Source organism: Kitasatospora sp. NPDC058218 (genome assembly GCF_042882445.1).
Classification (GTDB): Bacteria; Actinomycetota; Actinomycetes; order Streptomycetales; family Streptomycetaceae; genus Kitasatospora.
In genome coordinates, this window is the sequence record NZ_JBHVWC010000042.1 from 3111 (window position 1) to 26812 (window position 23702).

The window sequence follows — 23702 nt, forward strand, 5'->3', positions numbered from 1 at the left end:
CCGAAGGAGCGACCGCCCCGACACCCGGCGGGACGACGATCGGCAGCAACCCGGGCAGGACGGACTCCAGAACGGGCTCCACGGCAGGCGCCGCAGAGACCGACACCGAGGGCGAAACCGTCGGCACCGGCACGGCAGAGGCCGTTGCCGTCGGCCGACCGGCGACCGACGCCCCCGCGCTCGGGCTGACGACCACCCCAGGGCTGACAGTCGGGCTCGGGGTGGCCGAGGGCACCGAAGGAGCGACCGCCCCGACACCCGGCGGGACGACGATCGGCAGCAACCCGGGCAGGACGGACTCCAGAACGGGCTCCACGGCAGGCGCCGCAGGAACGGACGGGGTCGGCGGCACCGACACCGACGGTGACGGGACCGACGGCGACGGCACGGCAGGGGCCGTCGGCTGACCGACCGGCAGGGTGGCAGCGGGTACGGACGGAGAAGGAACCGCAGCCGGGGCCGGGGTGGCCGCCGCAACGGACGGCGACACCGCAGTCGGCGACGGCACCGCAGACGCGGTCGCCGCCGCAGCGGGCGACGGCACCGAGGACGCCACCGGCGGGACCGACGGCGCTGCCGTCAGCGCGGCCGACGGCGCAGGCGAGGCCGCCGAGGCGGACGGGGTCGCCGGAACCACCGGAACGACCGGTTCGGACGGGGCTCCGGGCGACGGCACGGCAGCCGCCGCGACCCGGACGGTGACGGCGTCCGCCGCTGTCCCGTTGCCCGCCAGGTCGGTCGCGGTGACGACCAGCCACTGCTCGCCGTCCGTCAGATCACGGTTGGCCGTGCAGGCCCAGCTGCCGTCGACGGCGGCGGTGGCCCCGCAGGCCACGACCCGCTCCGCCGAGGCCGAGCTGCCGGACCGGGCGGTGACGATCACCCTGGCCCCGGGCTCGGCCCGGCCGCCCAACTTGGGCCGGGCCGCCCGGAGCGTCTCGCCCGCGGTCGGTGTGGTCAGCACCGGCCGGTCCGGCGGCACGGTGTCGACGACCAGCGCGGTGGCCCGCCCCGCCGTCCGGTTCCCGGCGGCGTCGACGGCGGTCGGGGTGAGCTGGTGGCGCCCGTCCGGCAGGTTCTCCACCGGCAGGCAGGACCAGCCGCCGTCGGACCGCACGGCCGTGCTGCACAGCTCGCCGGCCGCACCGCCGCCGACCCGGTCGGCGACCGAGACGGTGCTGCCCGGCTCCCCGGTGCCGGTCAGCTGGAGGCCCGGGTCGTTGGTGTACTCGGGGAGGGTGAGCACGGGAGCGACGGGCGGCGCGGTCTTCACGGTGACCCGGACGGGATCGCCGCGCAGCACCAGACCGCCGCTGGTGGTCTCCACCGGGGTGAGGGTGTGCGCGCCGGCGGCGAGCGGGCTGCCCGGCCGGCAGGACCAGTCACCGCCCCGCTCGACCCGGGCCTTGCAGAGCACCGCGTCCCCGTCGCGCACCTCGACCGTCGCCCCGGCCACCGCGCCCTCACCGCGCACCTGCGGGCGGGCGTCGGCGACGACGGTGCCGTCGACCGGGGTGGCGATCTCCGGCCGGGCGGCGCCGACCGTCAGCCTGATCCGCTGGTCCGAGACCTGGCCGGAGTCGGCGAAGCCGCCGGCCGGCACCAGTTGGGCCGCGTCCCGGCCGATCCGCAGCCTGGCCCAGGTCTCCCCCGACGAGGCGTTGGCGGGGACGGTCCACTCCAGGGTGGCGCTGTCGGCCGTGGCGGGGACCTCGGTCTGCACCCGCTCGGTCGGGTCGAACCGGCCGTTGCGGTCGAAGTCGACCCAGCCGGCCAGCGTGGCGGGGGCGCTGTCCACCGCGACCGGGACGGTGACCCGGTAGTACCGGCCGATCGCGGCCCCGGCCGGGTAGCCGACGGCCGGGTCGCCGCCCTGGTACTCGCCGCGTCCGGGCTGGAGCTGGGGCGGCGCCGGGCTGGACCAGACGCTGCGCCGGCCGGCGCCGTGGTCGAGCTGGACCAGCGGCTCGCCGGCCGCGTCGGTGCTCCCGGCGGGCGCGGCGGGCGGCACCAGGGGGGTCGTCCCGGTGGTGCCGGCCCGCCGGTCGTGCCGGGCGGCGCCGGCGGCGTCCGCGCCGAGGAAGAGGTCGGAGAGCAGGTGGGAGGCGTTGCCGTAGCCCTGCGGGGCGGTGCCGACGCCCTCGTCCAGGGTGACGGTGTACGCCTGGGTGAGCGGCGCCGGGGCGGTGGTGGAGCCGGCCCGGGCGGTGGAGCGCTGCTCGACCCGGAAGACGGCGGTGCGGAAGGTGCCGGCCAGCTCCAGGCTGCCCTCCGCGGCGGATCCTGCCTCGGCGTCGCTCCCGCCGCCCGCGCCCGCGGGGGCGAGGCTGTTGCCGTCGACCGTCCAACCCGGCCAGTCGGTGCGGTTGACCAGGGCGGGTGCGCCCGGTGAGCCACCGGTGAGCGTCAGCCTGGTCGCGGTGCTGGTGCTGCCGCCCTTCCCGGTGGCGATTGCGGCGAGCCCGCTGACGTGCAGCCGGGGATTTCTGACCGGTCGGGAAAAGGCGAGCCGAAGCGTTCCGACGGTGCGCCAGGAACCATCCGTCTGCGGACGGTTCTCACTGACCCGGAAGGTCTGCGCGGGATCTCCGGGCCGCAGTCCGTCCGTATAGAGGGCGGCCGCCCGCCCGCCGCCGGAGCGGTCAGCCAATTCACCCGGTTCGGCCGTGACGTCGAAACCGGGAGCGGCGGAGAAATCGAGCTGGACGGTGAGACCGGAGGGAAGGACGGCGCGCTGCTCGCCCGACCAGGTGTCGGGGGACTGCTGTGCGACGGAGGAGGGCGGGTTCCAACCGATCAGCAGCGCGGCCGCCAGGGCGGCGGAGGCGCCGGCCGCCGCCAGCCGCGGCCGCCGCACTCCCCCCGTCCGGGGCGCGTGCCGGTCCGGGGCCGGGGCGGACAGGGCGGCATCGCGGGGGAACTGTCGGCTCATCCGGCTCTCCTTCGGTATCGGCTGCCGGGGTGGCCGGGCAGTCTGGGCACAAGATCTGACAAAACGGAATCACGATCCTGGGCCGGTAATACTGCGACACCTGCACTATTGGCCGCGTCCCACCCGTTCGGCGGTCATCCGACCGGCAGGAAAGGATGTACCCGAAAGGGATGGATTTCATCCATTAGGCGGCGTATCGCGCGGAATCCCGGCGAGCCCAACCGAGGTCCACCGTCCGGCACCTGACCATTCATCGAGCGGCTCTGTTCGAATTTCCGGGGCGCCCGGTGGGGCCGGGGCCCGCGACCGCGAACCCGGTACTCGTCAGGAGCGGTTCCGCCGTCGTCGAACCCCCACGGCCCCCGCCGTCGCCGAGCCCTTCCACCGGCGTCCGTTCGAGCGCAGTCCCGGCGTCCGTGATCCCCGCCCCCCGAGCAGCCGGGCGATCAGCCGGGCGAGCGACCGGATCGGCCTTCGGCGCGAGCGCCCGGCACCCCGGACGGCATCCAGGGCCTCCCGTGGACCTGGCGGGACCTTCCGTGGACCCTCACGCCCGCACAGTCGGCCCGCAATCGGCCGGGTCGGCCGGGTCGGCCGGGTCGGCCGGGGCATCCCCCTCGGCGGGCCGCCGGACCTCGACCGGGCCGGCTGCCGGGACGGGCCGACGGGCGACCCGGGCCGGACAACGGAGAAGCCCCCGGCCGGTGGCCGGGGGCTTCTCGCTGGTGCGCTCAGCAGGATTCGAACCTGCAACCTCTTGATCCGTAGTCAAGTGCTCTATCCGTTGAGCTATGAGCGCAAGTGCCGGGCGGACCCGGTCTTGCGAAGGTTTGGTGCGCTCAGCAGGATTCGAACCTGCAACCTCTTGATCCGTAGTCAAGTGCTCTATCCGTTGAGCTATGAGCGCTCGCCCTGGTGAACGTGTCAGCGGGGCGTTGCGGGGACAACATTACATGACCTGCGACGCGGGGCGAAATCGATTGATCCGAGCCCCCGGGGCGACCGGTCCCGACCGGCCCCGGACATGCGAGAAGCCCCGCCGACGTGATCGTCGACGGGGCTCCCGACTGGCGGAGGCTGAGGGATTTGAACCCTCGATGGGCTTTAAGACCCAAACCGCATTAGCAGTGCGGCGCCATAGACCGGACTAGGCGAAGCCTCCCCACACCTGGACCGCGCCCGCGTGGCGGACTCGCTCCGTGTGCCAGTGATGATGCCACAACCCGAGGGCTCGGCACCAACCACCGCCAACGTTACTAGGCGGGTCGTCCCCGCCGCAAAGAAGAATGAGATACTGCCCTCTCCGGAGGAGCTGCCCTGAGCCGAGGAGACCTGTCGACGTGAGCAGCAGGCCGATCCGAGGCGCTGCTCGCCTCGCCGCCATACTCGACGCCCTGCCCGACGCGTTGTTGCTGGTGAACAGCAACGGCACTGTCGTCGATGCCAACAACGCGGCCGTCCAGGCGCTCCAGACGCCCGGCACCTCGCTGGTCGGCATGGGCGTCCTGGACCTGCTGCCGGAGTTCGACCCGAGCCGGATCCCCGGCTCGATGCGACCGAAGCCGCACGCGGACGACGCCCTCGACCGCCCGGTCCGGATGACCGCCCGCCGTACCGACGGCACCGCCTTCCCGGTCGAGGTCTCCGGCAACGACTTCGCCGACGACGGCGCCGGCTCCGGCGACGGGCGCGGCTACGCGCTCTCCCCGCTCGTCCCCTACGACCCGTACCGCGAGGGTTCGCGGCCCTCCGGCAGCGACCTGCTCCTGCTGCTGGTCCGCGACCTCTCCAGCCGGCTCGGGGTCGAGGCGGAACTGCGCCGCCAGCACAAGCAGACCGAGATGATCCTGCGGGCCGCCGCCGAGGGCGTGCTCGGCGTGGACCTCGAAGGCCGCTGCGTGCTGGTCAACCCGGCCGCCGCGCACATCCTGGAGTACCGGGCGAGCGAGCTGGGCGGGCGCGAGCTGCACCCGCTGATCCAGCACTCCCGGGCCGACGGCACCCCGTTGGCGCTGGAGGAGTCCGCCCTGCTGGACACCCTGACCTCCGGGCGCAAGCACCGGGTGCGCGGCACCGTGCTCTGGCGCAAGGACGGCCGACCGGTCACCGTCGACCTCACCACCGCCCCCGTCCGCGACGGCGACCAGCTGGTCGGCGCGGTGATGACCTTCACCGACCGCAGCCGTGAGCTGGCCCTGGTCGCCCGCAACGACCACCTCACCGCCGTCCTGGAGAGCGAGCTGGGCGGCGCCCTGACCGCGCTGCACCGGCGGATCGACGCGCTCGCCGCCGACCCGGCCGGCCAGCTCTGGCCCGAGGCCAACTGGACGCTGCGGCGGCTGGCCGACGAGTGCCGTCGGTTCGGCAAGCTGATCGACGGCGTGCTCGCCCACCAGCGTTCCGAGGCCGGCGGTGACGGCTCGTCGTCCGGCGGCTCCGGCGAGGACGACAAGGACGGGAAGAAGCCCGCCGACCGGGTGCCGGTCAGCCTGGACAAGGTGATCCGGCAGGCCGTCGAACACGCGGGCGAGCTGGTCGGCGCCGGACGGGTGCGGTTCTCCGTGCACGCCGCCGCCGTCGAGGTGATCGCCGACGAGCAGCGGCTCGCCCAGGCGCTGGCCCACCTGGTCGCCGACGTCAGCGGGGTCGCGCTCTCGCTGGACGCCCCGCCCGCCCTCGCCTCTCCCGGCCTGGCCGCCCCCGGTGCCCCCGCGCTGCCCCCGGCCGGCGGCGACGCGCCGATGGTGGTGCTCGCGGCCGCCCAGCGCGGCGACGTCGCCCGGGTGGAGATCCGCGGGCCCGGACGCGGCGGCAGCCCCGTCCACCTGCCGATAGCCCGCACGGTGGTCGAGCGTCACGGCGGCGTGCTCCAGCCGCACGAGCTGCCCGGCAAGGCCGGCACCACGTACGTCGTCGAGCTTCCGCTGGACCCGGTCGCGGCGAAGGCCGCCGCCGAACGCGCGTCGGCCGAGGGCCGGTCGGACCGGCCCAAGGAGACCGACAGCGCCGTGCTGCCCGACCTGCCGGGCATCCCGCAGCTGCCCGCGGCCCGGCGGGCCGAGGACGATGCCGAGACGGCGCCGGTCGACGGCCCGGCGGCCGGCGAGGCGGCCGACCAGGCCTCCGGACCGGAGCAGGGTGCGAAGGACGAGCCGGCGCAGGCGCCGGTGGCCGAGCGGCGCGGACGCCGGGGCCGGCCGGCGGCCGAGCCCACCGCCCCCGAGGCGGACGCGGCTGCCGCCGCCGCTGCCGAACGGTGGCCGAACGCCCCGGCACGGGTCGAGCGGGCCGTCCCCGAACAGTGGAACGGCACCGGCAACGACCCGGCGTACGGACGCCCGGGCCTGGGCGGCCCGACCCCCCAGCCGAGCGACCCGTGGGGCAAGGACGACGGCCGCTCCGGCACGGCGTACGCGGTGCCGGTCGACGGCCGCCCCGACGAACGCGCCGCCGCGCCCGCCCCGACGGCGCAGCGCGGCCCGCTCGCGCTCGGGCCGGCCACGACGCCCACCGAACCCGCTCCACAGGATCCGGCCGGCACCCCGGCGGACGGCACGCCCGCCGGCGGCACCCCGGCGACCGGCGTACCGGTCGGCGAGGCCGCGGCCGAGGGCGCTCCGACCGGCGCCGAGGCCTTCGGCCGGCCCGGCCGGGAAGCCGACGGCGGGGAGGAGCCGAAGCCGTCCCGGCGGCGCCGCGCGCTGCCGGCCAACGAGGACTCGTCCGGCGGGTTCGCACTCCCCGGCATGCCCGACTCCGCCGCCCCGCTCTACCCCGGCCTGGAGCACGCGCTGCCCGCCGGCCCCGCGCCCGCGCCGCCCGAACCGGCCGCCGCGGCGCCGACCGGCCGGCGCCGCCGGCTCGCCGTTCCGCCCGGCCCCGACACCGAGCCCCAGGGGCCCGGCCAGGCGCACGGAACCGCGCCGGGAACGGCTACGGCCGAGGGCGCTCCCGGCGCGCTGGAGCTCGCCCGGCCCGCGCTGCCCGCCGCCGGGGCGGACGGCCCGGCCACCTCCGGTCCGGACGGTCCGCAGCCGGTCGGCAGCGGCCTGGCCGAACTCGCTCCGCCGCGCCCGCTCGGCGCTCCCGGTGCCCCGGGTGGCTCCGCTCCGGGTGGCTCCGGCCCGTCGGGGCAGGGCGGCCCGGCCGCGGCCTTCCCGGTCGCCCCGGCCGACGCACCCCAGTTGCCCGCCGCGCCCGAGGCCCGGACGGCGCCGCGCCCGATGGCCGAACTCCCCGCCGCCGGCCACGACGACCCCGCCGAGCACCCCGCCCAGGCCCTCCCCTCCGGGGACGGCAGCCCGCGCCGCCTGCTGGTCTGGCCCGAGCCCGACCCGGCCACCCGGCAGGCCCTGCAGGACCGCGGCTACCACCCGGTGATCGTCCGCTCCCGCGAGGAGGTGGACGCCCAGATCGCCGGCTTCCCCGCCGCGCTGTTCGTCGACCCGCTGACCGGCCCGATCACCCGGACCGCGCTGCAGTCGCTGCGCACGGCGGCCCTCAACAGCCGGGTCCCGGTGCTGGTCACCGCCGGCCTCGGCCAGGCCACCCGGGACGCCGCGTACGGCGCCGACCCCGCCGTGCTGCTGCGCGCCCTCGCCCCGCGCGACGGCGAGAACCACGCCCCCCGGGTCCTGCTGGTCGAGGGCGACCCGGACATCGCCGCCGCCATGATCAGCAGCCTGGAGCGGCGCGGCATGCACGTCGAGCACGCGACGGACGAGACCGACGCCGTCGCCCGCGCCAGCAGCGTGCAGCCGAACCTGGTGGTGATGGACCTCTTCCAGATCCGCCGCCGGCGGGTCGGCCTGCTGGACTGGCTGCGCACCAACGACCGGCTGCACCGCACCCCGCTGGTCGTCTACACCTCGGTCGACCTCGACCCGCGCGAACTGCCCCGGCTGCGCACCGGCGAGACGGTGCTGTTCCTCGCCGAGCGCTCCACCAGCGCGGACGTCCAGTCCCGGATCGTCGACCTGCTCGGGCGGATCGGCGCGATGGGCGAGGCGGGCGTCGCGGCCGCCGGCTGACGCGGCCGGGGGCCGGCCACCTGTGGTGACCGGCCCCCGGCGCCGTCCGAGCGTGCCCTGCCGCCCGTGTCGGCCTACTCCTTGCCGAGCACCGTGACGTCGAGCTCGTCGGCCGCGTAGCCGGCGCGGATGACCTTCTTGTCGAACTTCCCGACCGAGGTCTTCGGCACCGCCTCGACGATCGCCCAGCGCTCCGGCAGTTGCCAGGAGGCGACCCGCTCGGCGAGGAACGCGCGCAGCTCCCGCAGCCCCGCCGTGGCGCCCGGCCGCAGCACGACGGTGGCCAGCGGGCGCTCGCCCCACTTCTCGTCCGGGACGGCCACCACGGCGGCCTCCGCGACCTCCGGGTGGGCCATCAGGTGGTTCTCCAGGTCCACCGAGGAGATCCACTCGCCGCCGGACTTGATCACGTCCTTCGCCCGGTCGGTCAGCGTCAGGTAGCCGTCCGGAGTGATGGTGCCGACGTCACCGGTGCGCAGCCAGCCGTCCTCGGAGAACTTGTCGTCCGGGCGCTCCGGGTCGTGGCCGGCGCCGCCGTAGTACGCCCCGGCGATCCAGGGCCCGCGCACCTCCAACTCGCCTGCCGAGACGCCGTCGTGCGGCATCCGCTCGCCGCCCGGGCCGGTCAGCCGGGCCTCGACCGAGGCCGGGAAGATGCCCTGGGTGACCCGGTACGGCCACTCCTCCTCGGGGGTGAGGCCGCCGGGCGGCTGGGCGAAGGCGCCGAGCGGCGAGGTCTCGGTCATGCCCCAGGCGTGCACCACCCGGATGCCGTGCCGCTCGTCGAAGGCCTTCATCAGCGAGGGCGGGCAGGCGGAACCGCCGATGACCACCATGCGCAGGCTGGAGGTGTCGTAGTCGCCCGCGTCCAGCTCGTCGAGCAGGCCGCTCCAGATGGTCGGCACCGCGGCGCCGACGGTCGGCCGCACCCGGGCGATCATCTCGGCCAGCGGCTTCGGCTGGAGGAAGCGGTCGGGCATGAGCAGGCCCGCGCCGGACATGAAGGCGCCGTGCGGGATGCCCCAGGCGTTGACGTGGAACATCGGGACGACCGGCAGCGCGATGTCGCGCGGGGTGAAGGCGAAGTTGTCGCCGGTGTTGACCTGGAGGCCGTGCAGAAAGATCGAGCGGTGGCTGTAGAGCACGCCCTTCGGGTCACCGGTGGTGCCGGAGGTGTAGCAGAGCACGGCGGCCTGGCGCTCGTCGATGTCGGTCCGCCACGGGAACGTGGTGGGCCGGCCGGCGATCAGGTCCTCGTAGTCGTGCACGGCGCCGGCGAAGCCGGCCAGCACGGACCGGTCGCCGGGACCGCTGACCACGATGTGCTTGAGCGTGGGGGCGAGCTCGGGGAGGACGGCGGCCAGCAGCGGGAGAACGGTGCCGTTGACGATGATCACGCGGTCGGCGGCGTGGTTGACGATGAACGACAGCTGGCCCGCCGGGAGCCGCAGGTTGAGCGTGTGCAGCACCGCCCCCATGGACGGCGCCGCGAGGTACGCCTCCAGGTGCTCGGCGTTGTTCCACATCAGCGTGGCCACCCGGTCGTCCCCGGTCACCCCGAGTTCGTCCCGCAGCGCGTGGGCGAGCTGCGCGGCGCGCGCCCCGACCTCGGCGTACGTCCGGACGAGGGGCCCGGTGCCGTCCCAGGTGGTGACGGTCGACCGCCCGTGGATCGTCGACCCGTGCTCCAAGATCCGGGCGACGGTGAGCGGGACGTCCTGCATCGTGCTGAACACGGGTCCTCCTTGACCTGGCGGCACTGCGGCTGCGACTGCGCGGCTACCGGGCGGCCTACTGGGCGGTAATACAGGCAGTCCAGCCCGATTCTGCCTCTCCGCCTGCCCGCTGTCAGCATCCCTGCCCCGTTGCCCGGGTCACGGCTTCACGGCACTCGCGGGCGGCGCACCCGCCCCTCGGATCACTGCCCGGCCCGGTCGGTCCCGGTCGGGCCGGGGCGGTCCCGGTCCGTCTCGGGGGTCCTGAGTCGGCCTCGGTCGGCATCAGTCGGCCTGACCGTCCTGGTCGCGCTCCCGGGCCAGGGCCGCCAGGCCGTCGAAGGTACGGAGCAGGACCGCCCTTCGCTCCTCCTTGTGGCCGGGGGCGGGCTCCAGGCCGTCGATGCTCCGCTCCCAGACGGCCATGAAGTCCGCCTTCCAGCCCTCGATCGTCGCCGCGGAGGGTAGCCCGGCGCCGACGTAGTGCCGGGAGGCGATCAGGTGGAGCAGTTCGAGGTTGCAGGGGACGGCCACGCCCCAGTACTCGTCCGGCTCCAGCTCGACCCGGTCGCCGGACATCGCCCGCTCGACCTCGTCGAGCAGCCGGCCGGTGAGCTCGGAGAGGTGGTCGGCCGCCGTGTCGCTGTCGAAGTTGCCGCTGCCCCAGGTACCCATGCGTCCTCCGTGATCGGTCTTTTCGGTCAGCCCCGTTGTAGCGGACCGCACCGACAGCGGCACGCGATACTGAGGGGCATGAGCGACAGTCATGACGATCGCCGGGTGCAGCCGGAGCCGGCCGGGTTCCGAGTGCCGTGCCCGTGCTGTTCCGACGGGGTGCGGACGCGGGCGCGGCTGGGCGTTCGGGCCGACCGGTCGGGCACCGGCCACATCCCGGAGACCTGCCGGGACTGCGACGGGCGCGGCTGGCTGTCGCTCGGCCTCCGGGACTGACCCCGCGCCCCGGCCGCACGGCGGCGCAGCGGGCGGCGCAGCGGGCGACGGGGCGGGCGACGGGGCGGCGCAGGCGGGGGCCGGAGCGGACGGCGCGTCGGCTGCGACCGGTCAGGCCTGCCGGTCGGGACGGTGGAGGCGGACGCAGACCTCGGGTTCCGGCAGGTAGGCCGGGTCCAGGAAGAACCCCTGTTCGGCGGCGACCCGCAGGACGTGCTGGGCACCCGCACCGCGATAGGTCGCGAGGTTGACGCGGATCCGACGGGGGGCCTCGGCGCCCCGGTTGGTGCCCTGGCGGGTCTCACGGACGACGACGCGGCGCACGTGGCGGTCCCAGGCGGCGGCGCTGCCGGAGAACTCCGCCCAGAAGGCGCGCGGCCCGACCCCCCAGCGGGCGCCCCAGCGGTCCCAGTAGTCGGGCTCGGGGTGCTTCACCCAGAAGGCCAGCAGGCTGAGCACCCAGCAGACGGGGACGTAGGCGATCTGCAGCACGAACATGAACGGCAGCAGGAGCGCGGAACGAGTCGGACGAGCCCCCCACGGCGTGCCCGGGGCGGCCGGCGGATCCTGCGGGCCCGGCGCGGACACCCGGGCCGGGGCGGGGAACCGCCGGCTGACCCGGACGCGCGCCAGGTCACCACCGGAGGGCACGCCCTGCCAGCCGTACCGCTCCGCGAGCCGCACCACCCCGGCCGCGCCGAGGCCCCGGTAGAGGCGCACCGCGAGCTTGACCCCCATCGTGCGGCTGAGGTCCGCCCCGACCTCGCCGTCACCCGCGGCGTACGCCGCCTCGGCCGCGCGGATCCGGCGCTCCAGGATCGGGCCGACGTACCGCTCCCAGTCCTCCGGACGGCCGGTGAGCTCGGCCTTGAGGCGGCGCGGCGGGACGAAGGTGCGGTTGACCTTCAGCCAGGAGTCGGAGTCGGGGGCGGACGGGCCGCTCGCGCCGCTCCAGAGCAGGATCGCGAACAGGGCGGCCAGGGCGGCGATCCAGAGCGGTGCGTAGATCCACTGGAGGGTGAACTGCAGCAGCACGGCGATCCGGCTGCGGCGCGGCTGCGGGCCGGGGAAGCCGCCGTCGAAGGCGGCGCCGGGCGCTACGGCGGGCGACTGGGCCGCCGGTGCGGCGGGCGCGGGCCGGACCGGCGCGGGCTGGGCGGGGAACGGCTCGGCGTACGGGTTGGCCTGCGGCCGGCCGCCCTGCGGGTACGGGTTGCCCTGGGCGTACGGATTGGCCTGGGTGTACGGGTTCGGCTGGGCGTACGGGTTGGGTCCGGCGTACGGACCGTCCTGCGGGTGGGGACCGCCCTGCGGGTACGGCGTGGGCTGTGGGTACGGCGTGGGCTGTGGGTACGGCGTGGGCTGTGGGTACGGCGTGGGCTGTGAGCCGGCTCCGTGTCCGCCCGTTCCGGCGTAGTGCCCCTGACCTTCCGACACGCCCGTCCCCCTCCGTGTGACCAGTCGACGGGACACCCTATCCGGCCGGGGATCGCGGCCCGTCAGCTCGCCAGCGGGGCGTCCACCTTGTTGCGATCGACGGTGAGCGTGGCGCCGCCGTACGTCTCCTCGACATTGCCCCGGTACTGGTGGACCCGCTGGCGGTCGGCCCAGAGGTCGGGGGTGAGGGCACCGCCGCCGACGGTGTCGGCGTGGTCGTCCCAGCGGGCGTACCAGAGCGTGTCGGGCAGCGGGGCGCTGCCCGCGCGGGCGGCCGCGGCGAGGTCGGCGACGCCGGAGTCGAGGCTGGAATAGAAGCCGGACCGGTAACTCATCCCGTGCAGCGCCTGGGTCCAGCCGAGCACGAAGTCGACGACCGCCTGGCCGCAGGCCGGATCGCGCATCGGGTACGACTCGATGTCCAGGAAGACCGGACTGCCCTGGCCCAGCCCGACGGCCGTGAGGCCGCGGACCGCCTCGGCCGCCTCGTCCCGGCCCTGCTCGGCCGCGCGCGCCGGGTCGATCCGCCGGGGCTTGCCCTTGAGCTCACTGCACGGCGCCTGCAGCCCGACGTGGACGGGCAGGAACCGCCACCCCATCGCCCGTGCCTGGCGGACCCAGTCGGCGGTGAGCCTCGGCTGGGCGCAGCCGCGCTGGGTACCGCTGGTGTAGATGCCGAGCGCGCCGTACGGGGAGGCGCCGCGCCAGGCGCGGAGGGTGTCGAGCGGGGGCGCGGTGCAGGCGTCGAAGGCCTCGCCGCTGTAGAGGTCGCGGGCCCGCAGGGCCGGCGGGCCGGACCGGTCGGGCAGGACGGTGGCCCGGATGCGGGGCACAGCGGCAGCCACCGGGGCGGTCGCCTCGGCGCTGACGCCTGCCCCGTCGATCGCGAGCAGGAGCACGAGGGAGGCGGCAGCCAGGGCCGCCGGGCGGAGATAGCGCACCCGGCCTTGATACTGACGGACCATCGGACGATTGCGGCAACCTCGCCGCATGAGCCGGAGAAGCTCACCCTTTCGGGCGCACCCGTCCACATCCGTCCACATTTTAGTAACGAGCTTGCCCCTGACTCACTCCTTACGGCAAACTCGCCACCATGCCCACGTCCCATACCGGCCAAACCACCTCCCCGACGCCGGCCGCCGCCGTCGCCGAGGCCCTTGCCATGCCGCCCGCCCCCAAGGGCGAGCCTGCCGGCGAGCGCGGTGGCTGGCGACGAGACGGGGCCCCCGACCCTGGGCTGCCACCGGGCGCGCAACCCGCCGGGCCATCCGGCCGGCGGTACTCGAAGCTCGTGCGGCGCCCGGAGAGGATCCCGGCGCCGCTCTTCTGTCTGGCCGCGATGTTCCTGGTGCAGCTCGGCATCGCGCTGTCCAAGCCGCTGTTCGGCCCGCTCGGGGTGAGTGGCACGACCTTCCTGCGCCTCGGGTTCGCGGCGGTGATCCTGCTCGCCGCCACCCGCCCCCGGCTGCGTGGACGCCGGCCGCGCGACCTCGCCGCGGCCGGCCTGCTCGGGGTGGCGTCCGCCGGGATGACGCTGCTCTTCGCCGGGGCGATCGACCGGCTGCCGATGGGCACCGCCGCGACCATCGAGTTCCTCGGCCCGCTCGCGGTCGCGCTGATCTTCGCCCGCCGGGCCAGCCACCTGGTCTGGGCGCTGCTCGCGGCCGGCGGGGTGGCCCTGCTGACGCTGCTCGGCGAGGGCGGCGGCGGATCGTCACTCGACCCGGTCGGCCTGGCCTACGCCTTCGGGGCGGCCGCCTGCTACGCCGCGTACATCCTGTTCACGGACAAGGTCGGCGCCACGTTCCAGGGGTTCCAGGGGCTGGCGGTGTCGATGACCGTCGGCGCGCTGACGCTGGCGCCGTTCGGGCTCGGCCAGGCCTGGGACGGGCTGACCGCCCCCGGCGCCTCGCCGCTGATGCTGCTGCTCGCGGTGGCCGGGGTGTCGCTGCTGCTCCCGGTGATCCCGTACACGCTGGAGATGACCGCGCTGCGCCGGATGCCGCAGCGGGTGTTCAGCGTCCTGGTGAGCCTGGAACCGGCGGTCAGCGCGCTGGTCGGCCTGGTGGTGCTGGGCCAGCTGCTCGGCGCGGTGCAGCTGGCCGGTATCGGCTGCGTGGTGGCCGCCAGCGTGGGGGCCACGCTGACCGGGCGGCGGTGACGTCGATTCGGTGACCGCGCGGTGGCCGCCGCGCCGCGGTGACCGGCCGTGGCGGCCCGGCCGGCGGCCCTGCAGCCCAACGGCCCGGGCCGCCCGGCCCACCGGCCGCTACGGCCAGAGCAGGGTTCGCGACCACTCCGGGGTGCGGACCGGGCCCGTCCGGGTGTAGCGCAGCCGGACGTGGCGACGGTTCGCGTCGCCCTGCCAGAACTCCACCTCGTGCGCCCAGAGCGTGTAGACGGCGTGCCCGGCCGCGACGGCGTCCGGGGTGGCCTCCAGCCGGCGGCGGGCGACGGCCTCCGCCTCGTCGTACTCGGCCGGCGAGGCCAGCGGCTCGCTCTGCCGACCGACCAGCGCACCGACCCGGGCGGCCGGGGAGCGGGTGGCGAACTCGGCCGCCGCGACCTGGTCGGCAGCCCGCTCGACCGTGCCGCGGACCCGCACCTGGCGGCCCAGCGGCGGCCAGTAGAGGGTGAGCGCGGCAGCCGGGTGATCGGCGAGCTGGCGGCCCTTCGGGCTGTCGGCGGCGGCCGAGAAGACCCAGCCGGTGCCGGAGGCGTCGACGTCGCGCAGCACCAGCACCCGGGCGTCGGGCAGGCCGTCGGCGTCGACCGTGGAGAGCGTGGCCACCTGCGGGTCCAGCACGCCGGCCGCGAGCGCGGTCGCGAGCCAGTCGACGAAGAGCGCGCCGGGCTCGGCCGGGGCCGAATCGGCGTCGAAGGACGGCAGTGGGCGGGCCATCGGAGGGCGGCCGAGCAACAGCTCGGGCACGGACCTGGGCTCGGGCCTCGTCGCGGGCCTCGACTCCGACCCCGGGGCAGGCCTGGCCTCGCCCGGGCCGATCAGGCCCTCCTCCTCCGCTGCCATCGCGCCCTTCCTTCCGGTTGCCGCGGTCGCAGCCCCTCGCCGGCCGGGCCGACGGGGCCCGGGCGCGGGGTGCGCTGTCGGAGCGCAACCGTACCGCCGACGGGTGACGGTTCCGCGCGCGCCCTGGCCCGGAGCGGGCTCGGGGCCGGCCCCGGGTCCGCTCGGGTCGGCGTGCGGCACGCCCGCGGCGGAATCCGGCCCGGCGCCCGGCCTGGCGCCTGGTCCCGCCTCCGGCCCAGCACCCGGCCCAGCACCCGGCCCAGCACCCGGCCCATGCTCAGGGCACCGCGCCCCGAACGCACTCGTGGGCGGTGCCGATGTCGGCACCGCCCACGAGGCCGGTTCGCGGTGACCCTTTCCGCTGCCCGGTTCCGTGCGTCGAGTTGTCTCGCTTCGAGCCCCACCGCGAGCGCTCAGCGCACTCGCGGTCACCCACCTCCGGCGCCCCCGCCGGCGATGGCACCCGCTCCCGTCAGTTGAAGACCGGGGCGAAGACGATGTTGAAGTTCTTGTTGGACTGGCCGGCCAGGATGACGCCCGAGTTGTCCTTCACCGCGAGGGTGTTGGACTGGTTCGAGGCACCGGATCCGGTGGCCGTCTGCTGGGTGGAGACGTAGTTGCCGTCGACGGAGCCGAAGACGTTGCCCGTCCCGGTGTTCGACACCACGCCGGCGTTGGAACCGTCGTTGGCCAGTGCGCCGTTGTCGGCGGCGGCGGACCCGGCACCCGCCAGCAGCAGACCTGCCGCCAGCGGGGCCGCGACCAGAAGACCGGCCAGCCGGCGGTTACGGATGCGAGCCATGAGAGCCTCCAAGAAAGCTGTAAATCGTGCATTGTGTGCGGGAGTTCGTCGGCCAGACGATCACCTGCGGGCTGCGACGCCGAGAGACAGACTTCCGCAACAAATCGACAAAGCACCACCTCGCGGCTCAGTTTTCGCCCGTTAGCGTGATATCCAGGGCAACGGCGAATAACGGGCGCCTCAGCGGATAGTGCGCCGACACACCGGCACCCACCTGCGACTTAGCCCGAACGGTGGCCGCTGGAAGCGCCCTTGCGAGAGGCGTGCGGGGAGCACACGGAGAAGCACGCGCACCACCCTGGCGCGCACCACCGGCAAACACGCCCCCCGAAGGGAGCGCCACCCTCCCTTGTCGATATATCCAGCCACCCTGCGACTATTCCAAAAATCCTACTTAGCCCCCCGGAAAAGGGAAGCCAGAGGGAGGTGGAGGACAGGAAGAGCTGACAATCAGACCGCCTTACCGGGGTTGAGAATGCCCAGTGGGTCGAAGACCGCCTTCAGCTGCCGCTGCAGCTCCATGGCCACCGGCCCCAGCTCGCGCGCCAGCCACTCCCGCTTCAGCAGCCCGACCCCGTGCTCCCCGGTGATCGTGCCGCCCAACTCCAGCCCCAGCGCCATGATCTCGTCGAAGGAGCGCTGCGCCCGGGCCGACTCCTCGGGATCGTCGGCGTCGAAGATGACGATCGGGTGGGTGTTGCCGTCCCCGGCATGGCTGACCACCCCGATGGTCAGGGCATGGCGCTCGGCGATCGCGGCGACGCCGTTCAGCATCTCGGCCAGCCGCGAACGCGGCACCGCCACGTCGTCGATCATCGTCGTCCCCAGCCGGTCCAACGCGGGGAGAGCCAACCGCCGCGCCTGCAAGAGCAGTTCGGACTCCGCCTGGTCCTCCGCCGGCACCACCTCGGTGGCACCAGCCGCCCGGCAGATCTCCCCCACCGCCGCCAGCTCGCCCGCCGGATCCGGCCCGTCGAAGGCCACCAGCAGCAGCGCCTGGGTCGACTCCGGCAGCCCCATCTGCCCCAACTCGTTGACCGCCCGCACGCTGACCGCGTCCATCAACTCCATCAGCGACGGCGTGAGGCCGCGCGACATCACCTCGCACACCGCGGCGCCCGCCGTGTCCGCGCTCGGGAACTCCGCCGCCAGCGCCAACTGCGGTGCCGGCGCGGGCCGCAGAGCCACCACGGCGCCGACCACCACGCCCAGCGTGCCCTCCGAGCCGACCAGCAAGCGGGTCAGGTCGTAGCCGGCGACCCCCTTGGCCGTGCGGCGACCGGTGGACAGCAGTCGCCCGTCCGCCAGCACCACGTCGAGGCCGAGCACGTACTCGCTGGTGACGCCGTACTTGACGCAGCAGAGCCCGCCCGCGCCGGTGCCGATGTTGCCGCCGATGGTGCAGGACTCCCAGCTGGACGGGTCCGGCGGGTAGGCGAGGCCCACCTCCCCGGCGGCCCTGGACAGTTCCGCGTTCACTACACCGGGCTCGACCACCGCGATCCGGTTCACGGGGTCGACCTCCAGGATCCGGTTCATCTTCACCATCGACAGCACGATGCAGCCGTCGACGGCGTTGGCCGCGCCGGAGAGCCCGGTCCGGGCGCCCTGCGGCACCACCGGTACGCGCAGTTCGGTGGCGGTCCGCAGGACGTGCTGCACCTGCTCGACCGTCTCCGGGAAGACCACCACCGCGGGGGTGCCGGCCGCGCAGAAGCCCGCCATGTCGTGGCTGTAGGCGGCCATCACGTCCGGGTCCACCACCAGTGCCCCGGGCGGGAGACCCGGTGCCAGTCGGTCCGTCAGATCACTCATCGCCGCCTCCGATCGCCGCGCGGCGCGCACCACCCGGGCCGTACGCCGCCGGTCGTACGGCGTCCAGCCGTACGCCGTCCGGTCGCAGGAGATCGAGTCGAACGCCGCCCATCGCCCTCTGCTCGCACTCTGCCCCGCCTCCGCACGACCGGCAAGTACGCCGCTCCGGCCCGCCCGTGTCCGGTTCTCGGTCCAGGGGCGGGGTCGCACCACCGGCCCGCCGTCCGGCCCGCCCCGCCCGAGGAACCGGCCCACCCGAGGAGCCGGCCCGCCGGGCGCGGGTCAGGCCCACCGGGCGCGGGTCAGGCCCGGCGCAGCACGGTGGACGCCCATCCGGCAAGCCCGGCCGCACCGGTGGCGAGCGCGCAGAGCGACGTCGGCCACCGGGCACCGGCCGCGTCGGCGAGGAGGCCGAGCAGTCCGGTCGACAGCACCAGGGCCGCGCTCTGCACCAGCGTCAACAGGGCCTGGATCCGGGAGAGATGGGTGGCCGGGGCGCTGCCCAGCACCAGCGGTCCGAGGTGGCAGGCGAACAGCCCCGTCCCGGCCCCGGCCAGCACGCTGCCCGCCACCGCCGTGACCGGCTCCGCCGCCCAGGCCAGCATGGCGATCCCCACCGAGGCCGCACAGAGCCCGGCCGCCGCCCCGACCCCGGGCCGGCGCAGGGCGCCCCGCCAGGAGACCAGGCCCGCCGCCGCGAGCACCCCGGCCCCCTGACCGCCGGCCGTCAGGCCCGCGGCCCAGGCGCCCCAGCCATGGGCCCGGGCGAGCAGCGGCGCGAGGAGCGAGGCCACCGGCAGCAACGCCCCGGCGGCGGCGCCGGTGAGCAGCAGCGCGGCGCGCAGCAGAGGATCCCGCAGCGCCAGCCGGACCCCGGCCGCCGCCTCGCGAAGCAGCCCGGGCCGGGCCGGACCCCGGGCCGCGTCATCCGAGCCGAACGACCGCGACCCCTCCGGCTCCGCCACCCGAAGCCTCAACAGCACCAGCAGGAGCACCCCGAAGCTCGCCGCGTCCGCCAACGCCACCCCCGGCAGCCCGCCCACCGCGACCAGCACGCCGCCGAGCGGCGCCCCGAGCAGGGCCGCGATCTGCCCGCCGGCCTGCCGCAGCGCGAGGGCGCGCGACAACTGCCCCGGGCCCACCAGGCGGCGCGGCATCGAGCCGCTCGCCGGGAGGTAGAAGGCGTCGACGGTGCCGATCACGGCGGCCGCCGACACGAGCAGCCAGAGCGGGGTGCCCCAGCCGCCCGAGGCGGCCGCGAGGGCCAGGGTGGCGACCAGCATCACCGCGTCCCCGGCGAGCATCACCCGGCGGGCGCCGAACCGGTCCGCCACCGCACCGCCCAGCAGGACCAGGACGGTGCGGGGCAACGTGATCGCGGTCAGGACCAGGCCGGCCGCGCCCCCGCCGTGGGCGGAGGCCGCCCACCCCAGGGCGAGGTAGAGCGCGGCGTCCCCCAGCAGGCCGGCCTGGGTGCCGGCCAGCCAGAACAGGTACGGGCCCGGCAGCGCGGTCCGCGCCGGGCGGTCCGGCACGGCGGTCGCGGTCGTCCCGGCGGGTGTGGTCGTGGTGCTCGTTCCCATGGCCGCCGACCGTAGGACCCTCGACCAGGTCGAGGGCAAGGCCCTGCCCCGTCCCGCCGCTCCGTCCGCCCCGCCTAGGAACGGACCACCGGCTCCTGGAACTCCGTCACCCAGTCCGTCGGCGAGTCCGGGCACTCCAGGTACAGCTCCCGCGCGTACCCCGTGGAGCGGTAACCGTTCTCGTCGATGAACCGGGCCAGCGTCTGGAAGGCACCCAGCGCGTCGTCCATCGACCCCCGGTGCACGACGGTCGCCGCCTCCGCGATCTCCGGCAGGTCGACCACGTCGAAGCCGCGCTCCCCCGCCCCCGACACCGCCGCCCCGACCGGGACCGCCACCCGGATCAGCACCGCGCCGTCCCCCTCCGGCACGTCCTCGTACCGGGCCACGGACGGCCCGGCCTCCACCACCCCGGCCTCCGCCAGCCGACGGCAGAGCTCCCCGAACAGCGGCCCGATCACCGGCCCGATGTCCTCCGGCTGGTAACTGGCCGCGACGGCGGTCAGCTCCGCCACCCGGACCGACGGCACCCGCTTCACCACGACATCCTGCGCAGGCATGGTTCCCTCGCTCTCGATCGTCCGGAGCCTCGCCTCGACCCGGGTCAGCCGCCGGGCGTCCGCCGCCATCGCCGCGGCCAGCTCGGCCTGCCGCAGCCGCAGCATCCCGCGCAGCTCCGCCACGTCCACCCGCTCGTCCAGGACGGCCCGCACCTGCTGCAGGGTGAGGCCGAGGTCCTTGAGGGCGATGACGCGGTTGAGCCGAGCGAGCTGGGCGGCCTCGTAGTGGCGGTAGCCGCTGACCGGGTCGACGCGTGCCGGGTGCAGCAGCCCGATGGCGTCGTAGTGGCGCAGCATCCGGACCGACACCCGGCCGTGCTTGGCGAAGTCTCCGATGTTGAACATGATGCCTCCAGTGCAGACCCTCACACCGTGTCATGGTCAAGCACCGGCTCTCCCGGCCGGGCCGCCGGTCCGTCCGTCCACCGGTCCGTCAGTCCGGAGGTCCGTCCGTCCGTCAGTCCGTGACGTCGAACCCGCGCCGCTCCCCCAGCTCCCGCAGACTCCGTTGACCGGGAATGCCGTTGGCGTCCGAGCCGGCGTACCCGAGACTGCGCTGGAAGGCCGCGTAGGCCTGCACCGACCTGCTGCCGAGCGAGCCGTCCACCCAGCGCTGCTCCAGGAACCCCTCGTCGGCCAGCGCCTGTTCGACGATCCGGACCTCACCGCCGTAGGTCTCGTGCCCCTGCTCGGCACCGGGGTCCGTCCGGGCCGCCGTGACGATGTGGGCCAGCGAGACGCGGCGCGGCGAGGGCAGGTGGCCGAGCAGCCGGCGCAGCGACTCCTCCCCCGGGACGCCGTCCGCGTCGCCGCCCGAGTAGCCCAGACTGCGCTGGTAGTCCTGGTAGTTGAGGGTGTCGGCGTCACGCCAGTCCTCGTCCGGGCCGGCCGTGTAGTGCGAGCCGTGCCCGGCCGCCACCAGCGCCTCGCCCACCTCGCGGACCTGCGGCCCGTGCGCTCCGTAGCCGTACTCCAGACCGTTGATCGTCACCCGGTTGCGGGCCGGCCCCGAGTCCGACCGCGGCGGGGGCAGCGGGCCGCCGGAGTTGCCGGCGGCGATTCCGGGCAGGACGACGTCGTAGAACTGCCGCACCCGGGCGTCCCCGGGGCAGGCCGTGCCGCCGTCCGACCAGTCCGGGAAGAGCCGGTGGAAGCCGAAACCCGCGTCGTCCGCAGTGCGGCAGACCCGCGCCGGGATCCCGTGCTGCCGGTGCAGCCAGACGCCCAGCGCGATCAGCGCGGCGACCTGCGCGGCCGTCCACGGGTCGGTGTTCTGGTCGTTGCTGGCCGACTCGACGCTCACCGCCCCCGTGCCGTCCGCCCTGCGGTTGGCCCGCATATTGGCGTCCGCCCGGGTCTCGGTGCCGATGAACTGGCCCACGCTGCCGTCGTAGCCGACCCCGAAGTGCGACTCCAGATTGGTCGAGTCCCGCCAGTACTCGTAGATTCGGCGCGGCGCCCACGGCGCCGCGATGCTGTGGAAGATCACCTGCGTCGGCACGATCGCCGGCTGCTCGTCCGACTCGGGCTGAAGCTCCAGCCTCTCAGCGCCGGGGTACCAGGCCATCCGTCTCTCCTCGCCGGGCCCAGGGCAGTCCGCCCCTTACCTCCGACGAACGAGCCCCTCAGCCCCTCACGAGGACACCCCCGCCCCAAACCCCCCGTTCAGGTGAACCCCGCCCCGGAAAACGCAGAAGGCGGGTGCCGACTCAACGTCGACACCCGCCTTGAGCAGGTGGTTCTCCTACCAGCGGAGAGCGTGGGATTCGAACCCACGGTACGGGGTCACCGCACGACAGTTTTCAAGACTGTTCCCTTAGGCCGCTCGGGCAGCTCTCCAGGCGGAGGTCAGCCTAACGGGTCCGGCGGGGTTCAGTGCACCTGGTTTCGGGAGTGCGGTCAGTCGCCGACGCGCTCGGCGAGGGTGACCTTGGTGGTGAGGGTCTGGCCGTTGCGGGTGTACTCGATGTCGACGGTCTCGCCGGGCTTGTGGGTCCAGATCTTGCTGACCAGGGCCGGGCCGTTCTCGATCGGGCTGCCGCCGAGCTTGGTGATGACGTCGCCGGGCTTGAGGCCGGCCTTGTCGGCGGCGCCGCCGGGGGTGACGGCCGGGGTGCCCTGGATGTCGCGGGTCTGGATCTGCGCGCCGTCGCCCTTGTAGTCGTCGTTGCGCAGGACGTCCAGCTTGGCGTAGACCGGCTTGCCGGTCTTGATCAGCGTCTCGGCGACCCACTTGGCCTGGTTGATCGGGATGGCGAAGCCGAGGCCGATGCTGCCGGCCCGGCCGGTGCTGGAAGTGTTGGACTGGATCGCCGAGTTGATGCCCATCACCGCGCCGCTGGCGTCCAGCAACGGGCCGCCGGAGTTGCCGGGGTTGATGGAGGCGTCGGTCTGCAGGGCGTTCATGTACGAGGACTGCGCGCCGGTCTCGTCGCCGGAGGCGACCGGGCGGTCCTTGGCGCTGATGATGCCGGTGGTGACGGTGGACTCCAGGCCGTACGGCGCGCCGATGGCGATCGTGGAGTCGCCGACGTTGACCTTGTCGGAGTCGGCCAGCGGAAGCGGCGTCAGCTTGTCCTTGGGCGGGTTGTCGAGCTTCACCACGGCGACGTCGTAGCCCTCGGCCCGGCCGAGCACCGAGGCGTTGTAGGAGCTGCCGTCGGCGAACTTGACGGTCAGTTTGCCGCCGTTGGAGGCGGGGGCGACGACGTGGTTGTTGGTGAGGATGTGGCCCTCGGTGTCGAAGACGAAGCCGGTACCGGTGCCGGACTCGCCGTTGCCCTGCGCCTTGATGGTGACGACGCTGGGCAGCGCCTTCTGCGCGATGCCGGCGACGGAGCCGGGGGCGGGCTCGTTCTTCTGGGTGTTGTTGGCCTGGACGGTGGTGCTCTTGTGGTCGTCCGAGGCGGTGATGCCACCGCCGTTGCGGTCCGCGACGGTGACGCCGAGCGCGCCGCCGGCCACACCGGCGACCAGGGCGACGGCGGCGATCAGCGCGATCAGGCCGCCGCGCTTCTTGCGCGGGCCGCCGGGCTCGGGGGCGCCGGGGTACTCGGCCGGGTAGCCGAGCGGGCCACCGGGGTAGCCCGGGCCGCCCGGGGTGCCGGTGCCGCCGGGCGGGGCGTCGTGGGCGCCCCAGCCGCCGAGCGGCTGGCCGGCGCCGAACGGGTGGTGCGGCGCGGGCGCGGCCGGAGCGGCCGGAGCGCCGTACGGGTCGTGGGCCGCCGCCGGGACCGGGGTGCCCGGGGTGGCGTACGGGTTGGTGACCGGCGCGGGGGCCGGGGCTGCCGGAGCGGCCGGGGCCGCGGCCGACACCGGGGCCGGGGCGGGCGGCAGGACCGGCGGAGGTGCGTCGATGTACCCGGTCTCGGCCGCGACGGGCGCCGGGGCCTGAACCGGCTCGGCCGGGGCCGCGGGTGCCGGCTCCGGGGCGGCGATCTTGCCGAACGCCAGCGTCGGCGTGAACCCGCCGGCCGGCGGCGCGGCCGGGGCGGCGGGCGCCGGACCGTCATGAGCGGGACCCACTACCCCCTGGCCGTCGGAGGGCTGCTCCCCCTGTGGCCCGGTGGGCCCAACCTCGCGCTCGGTGCTCACGGACGACCTCCATAGCTGACAGGACCAACAACCATAGTTTTTCGCACAATCGATTCGATTGCCGTAAGGACCCCTCTGAAGAACTCATAAGAATCCTTAGCCCGGCCCGACAACCGGCCCGACAACCGGCCCGACAACCGGCCCGGCAGCGGCCCCGGCAGGCCCCTCGCAGGCCCCGCGCAGAAGGCCTCACGTGGCCGCCCCGCGGCGTCCCGCGATGCGGACCGCCGGACGCCTGGCCTTGGCGTTCAACCC

Annotated in this window: 15 protein-coding genes and 4 tRNA genes; 3 read left to right on the forward strand and 16 right to left on the reverse strand. The window is 75.1% G+C overall.

The annotated features are described in order from the left end of the window. From ACFVYI_RS25345 to ACFVYI_RS25360, 4 genes are all read right to left on the reverse strand, one after another. A partial coding sequence (locus ACFVYI_RS25345) for an Ig-like domain-containing protein (protein ID WP_387889428.1) occupies positions 1–2932 on the reverse strand: 2932 nt, incomplete at its 3' end. Between the two features lie 723 nt (positions 2933–3655). Continuing rightward, a tRNA-Arg gene (locus ACFVYI_RS25350) sits at positions 3656–3731 on the reverse strand. Positions 3732–3763: 32 nt separating this feature from the next. After that, positions 3764–3839: transfer RNA gene (locus tag ACFVYI_RS25355), tRNA-Arg, on the reverse strand. 161 nt (positions 3840–4000) lie between these two features. Next, positions 4001–4094: transfer RNA gene (locus ACFVYI_RS25360), tRNA-Ser, on the reverse strand. Between the two features lie 178 nt (positions 4095–4272). Here ACFVYI_RS25360 and ACFVYI_RS25365 point away from each other — a divergent pair. After that, positions 4273–7962, forward strand: coding sequence for a PAS domain-containing protein (locus ACFVYI_RS25365; RefSeq protein WP_387889430.1), 3690 nt, complete (start codon positions 4273–4275; stop codon positions 7960–7962). 74 nt (positions 7963–8036) lie between these two features. On the opposite strand, the gene ACFVYI_RS25370 is transcribed toward ACFVYI_RS25365, so the two are convergent. Both ACFVYI_RS25370 and ACFVYI_RS25375 read right to left on the reverse strand, forming a co-directional pair. Then, on the reverse strand, positions 8037–9698 hold the full coding sequence (locus ACFVYI_RS25370) for a long-chain fatty acid--CoA ligase (RefSeq protein WP_387889431.1): 1662 nt from the start codon (positions 9696–9698) through the stop codon (positions 8037–8039). Positions 9699–9962: 264 nt separating this feature from the next. Continuing rightward, positions 9963–10352: a DUF4259 domain-containing protein gene (locus tag ACFVYI_RS25375; protein ID WP_387889433.1), complete on the reverse strand. Its 390-nt coding sequence runs from the start codon at positions 10350–10352 to the stop codon at positions 9963–9965. A 78-nt stretch (positions 10353–10430) separates the two neighbouring features. On the opposite strand from ACFVYI_RS25375, the gene ACFVYI_RS25380 reads away from it, so the two are divergent. Next, on the forward strand, positions 10431–10628 hold the full coding sequence (locus tag ACFVYI_RS25380) for a hypothetical protein (protein ID WP_329488661.1): 198 nt from the start codon (positions 10431–10433) through the stop codon (positions 10626–10628). 111 nt (positions 10629–10739) lie between these two features. Here ACFVYI_RS25380 and ACFVYI_RS25385 read toward each other — a convergent pair whose 3' ends face one another. Both ACFVYI_RS25385 and ACFVYI_RS25390 read right to left on the reverse strand, forming a co-directional pair. Continuing rightward, complete coding sequence (locus tag ACFVYI_RS25385; RefSeq protein ID WP_387889435.1) at positions 10740–12065, reverse strand: hypothetical protein; 1326 nt, start codon at positions 12063–12065, stop codon at positions 10740–10742. Positions 12066–12127: 62 nt separating this feature from the next. Beyond that, entirely contained in the window at positions 12128–13006 is an 879-nt protein-coding gene (locus ACFVYI_RS25390; RefSeq protein ID WP_387889438.1) for a DUF1906 domain-containing protein, read from the reverse strand. Positions 13007–13158: 152 nt separating this feature from the next. Here ACFVYI_RS25390 and ACFVYI_RS25395 point away from each other — a divergent pair, with 152 nt between their 5' ends. Then, entirely contained in the window at positions 13159–14226 is a 1068-nt protein-coding gene (locus ACFVYI_RS25395; RefSeq protein WP_387889439.1) for a DMT family transporter, read from the forward strand. Positions 14227–14334: 108 nt separating this feature from the next. Here the strand turns inward: ACFVYI_RS25395 and ACFVYI_RS25400 are convergent, their stop codons facing one another. The 8 genes from ACFVYI_RS25400 to ACFVYI_RS25435 form a co-directional block, all read right to left on the reverse strand. Then, positions 14335–15093, reverse strand: a complete 759-nt coding sequence (locus tag ACFVYI_RS25400) for a pyridoxal 5'-phosphate synthase (RefSeq protein ID WP_387889441.1) — start codon at positions 15091–15093, stop codon at positions 14335–14337. Positions 15094–15565: 472 nt separating this feature from the next. After that, positions 15566–15895: a hypothetical protein gene (locus ACFVYI_RS25405; protein ID WP_387889443.1), complete on the reverse strand. Its 330-nt coding sequence runs from the start codon at positions 15893–15895 to the stop codon at positions 15566–15568. Between the two features lie 450 nt (positions 15896–16345). Beyond that, positions 16346–17710 (reverse strand): FAD-binding oxidoreductase, encoded by a 1365-nt coding sequence (locus ACFVYI_RS25410; RefSeq protein WP_387889446.1) that lies wholly within the window; start codon positions 17708–17710, stop codon positions 16346–16348. Positions 17711–18012: 302 nt separating this feature from the next. Continuing rightward, positions 18013–19293, reverse strand: coding sequence for an MFS transporter (locus tag ACFVYI_RS25415; RefSeq protein ID WP_387889447.1), 1281 nt, complete (start codon positions 19291–19293; stop codon positions 18013–18015). A gap of 74 nt (positions 19294–19367) precedes the next feature. Then, the gene (locus ACFVYI_RS25420) at positions 19368–20198 is read right to left on the reverse strand and encodes a MerR family transcriptional regulator (RefSeq protein ID WP_387889450.1); all 831 of its coding nucleotides are present in this window, start codon (positions 20196–20198) and stop codon (positions 19368–19370) included. A gap of 112 nt (positions 20199–20310) precedes the next feature. After that, positions 20311–21420, reverse strand: coding sequence for a peptidoglycan-binding protein (locus ACFVYI_RS25425; RefSeq protein WP_387889451.1), 1110 nt, complete (start codon positions 21418–21420; stop codon positions 20311–20313). Positions 21421–21604: 184 nt separating this feature from the next. Further along, positions 21605–21692: transfer RNA gene (locus tag ACFVYI_RS25430), tRNA-Ser, on the reverse strand. 60 nt (positions 21693–21752) lie between these two features. Further along, positions 21753–23447, reverse strand: a complete 1695-nt coding sequence (locus ACFVYI_RS25435) for a S1C family serine protease (RefSeq protein ID WP_387889453.1) — start codon at positions 23445–23447, stop codon at positions 21753–21755. Between the last annotated feature and the right edge of the window lie 255 nt (positions 23448–23702).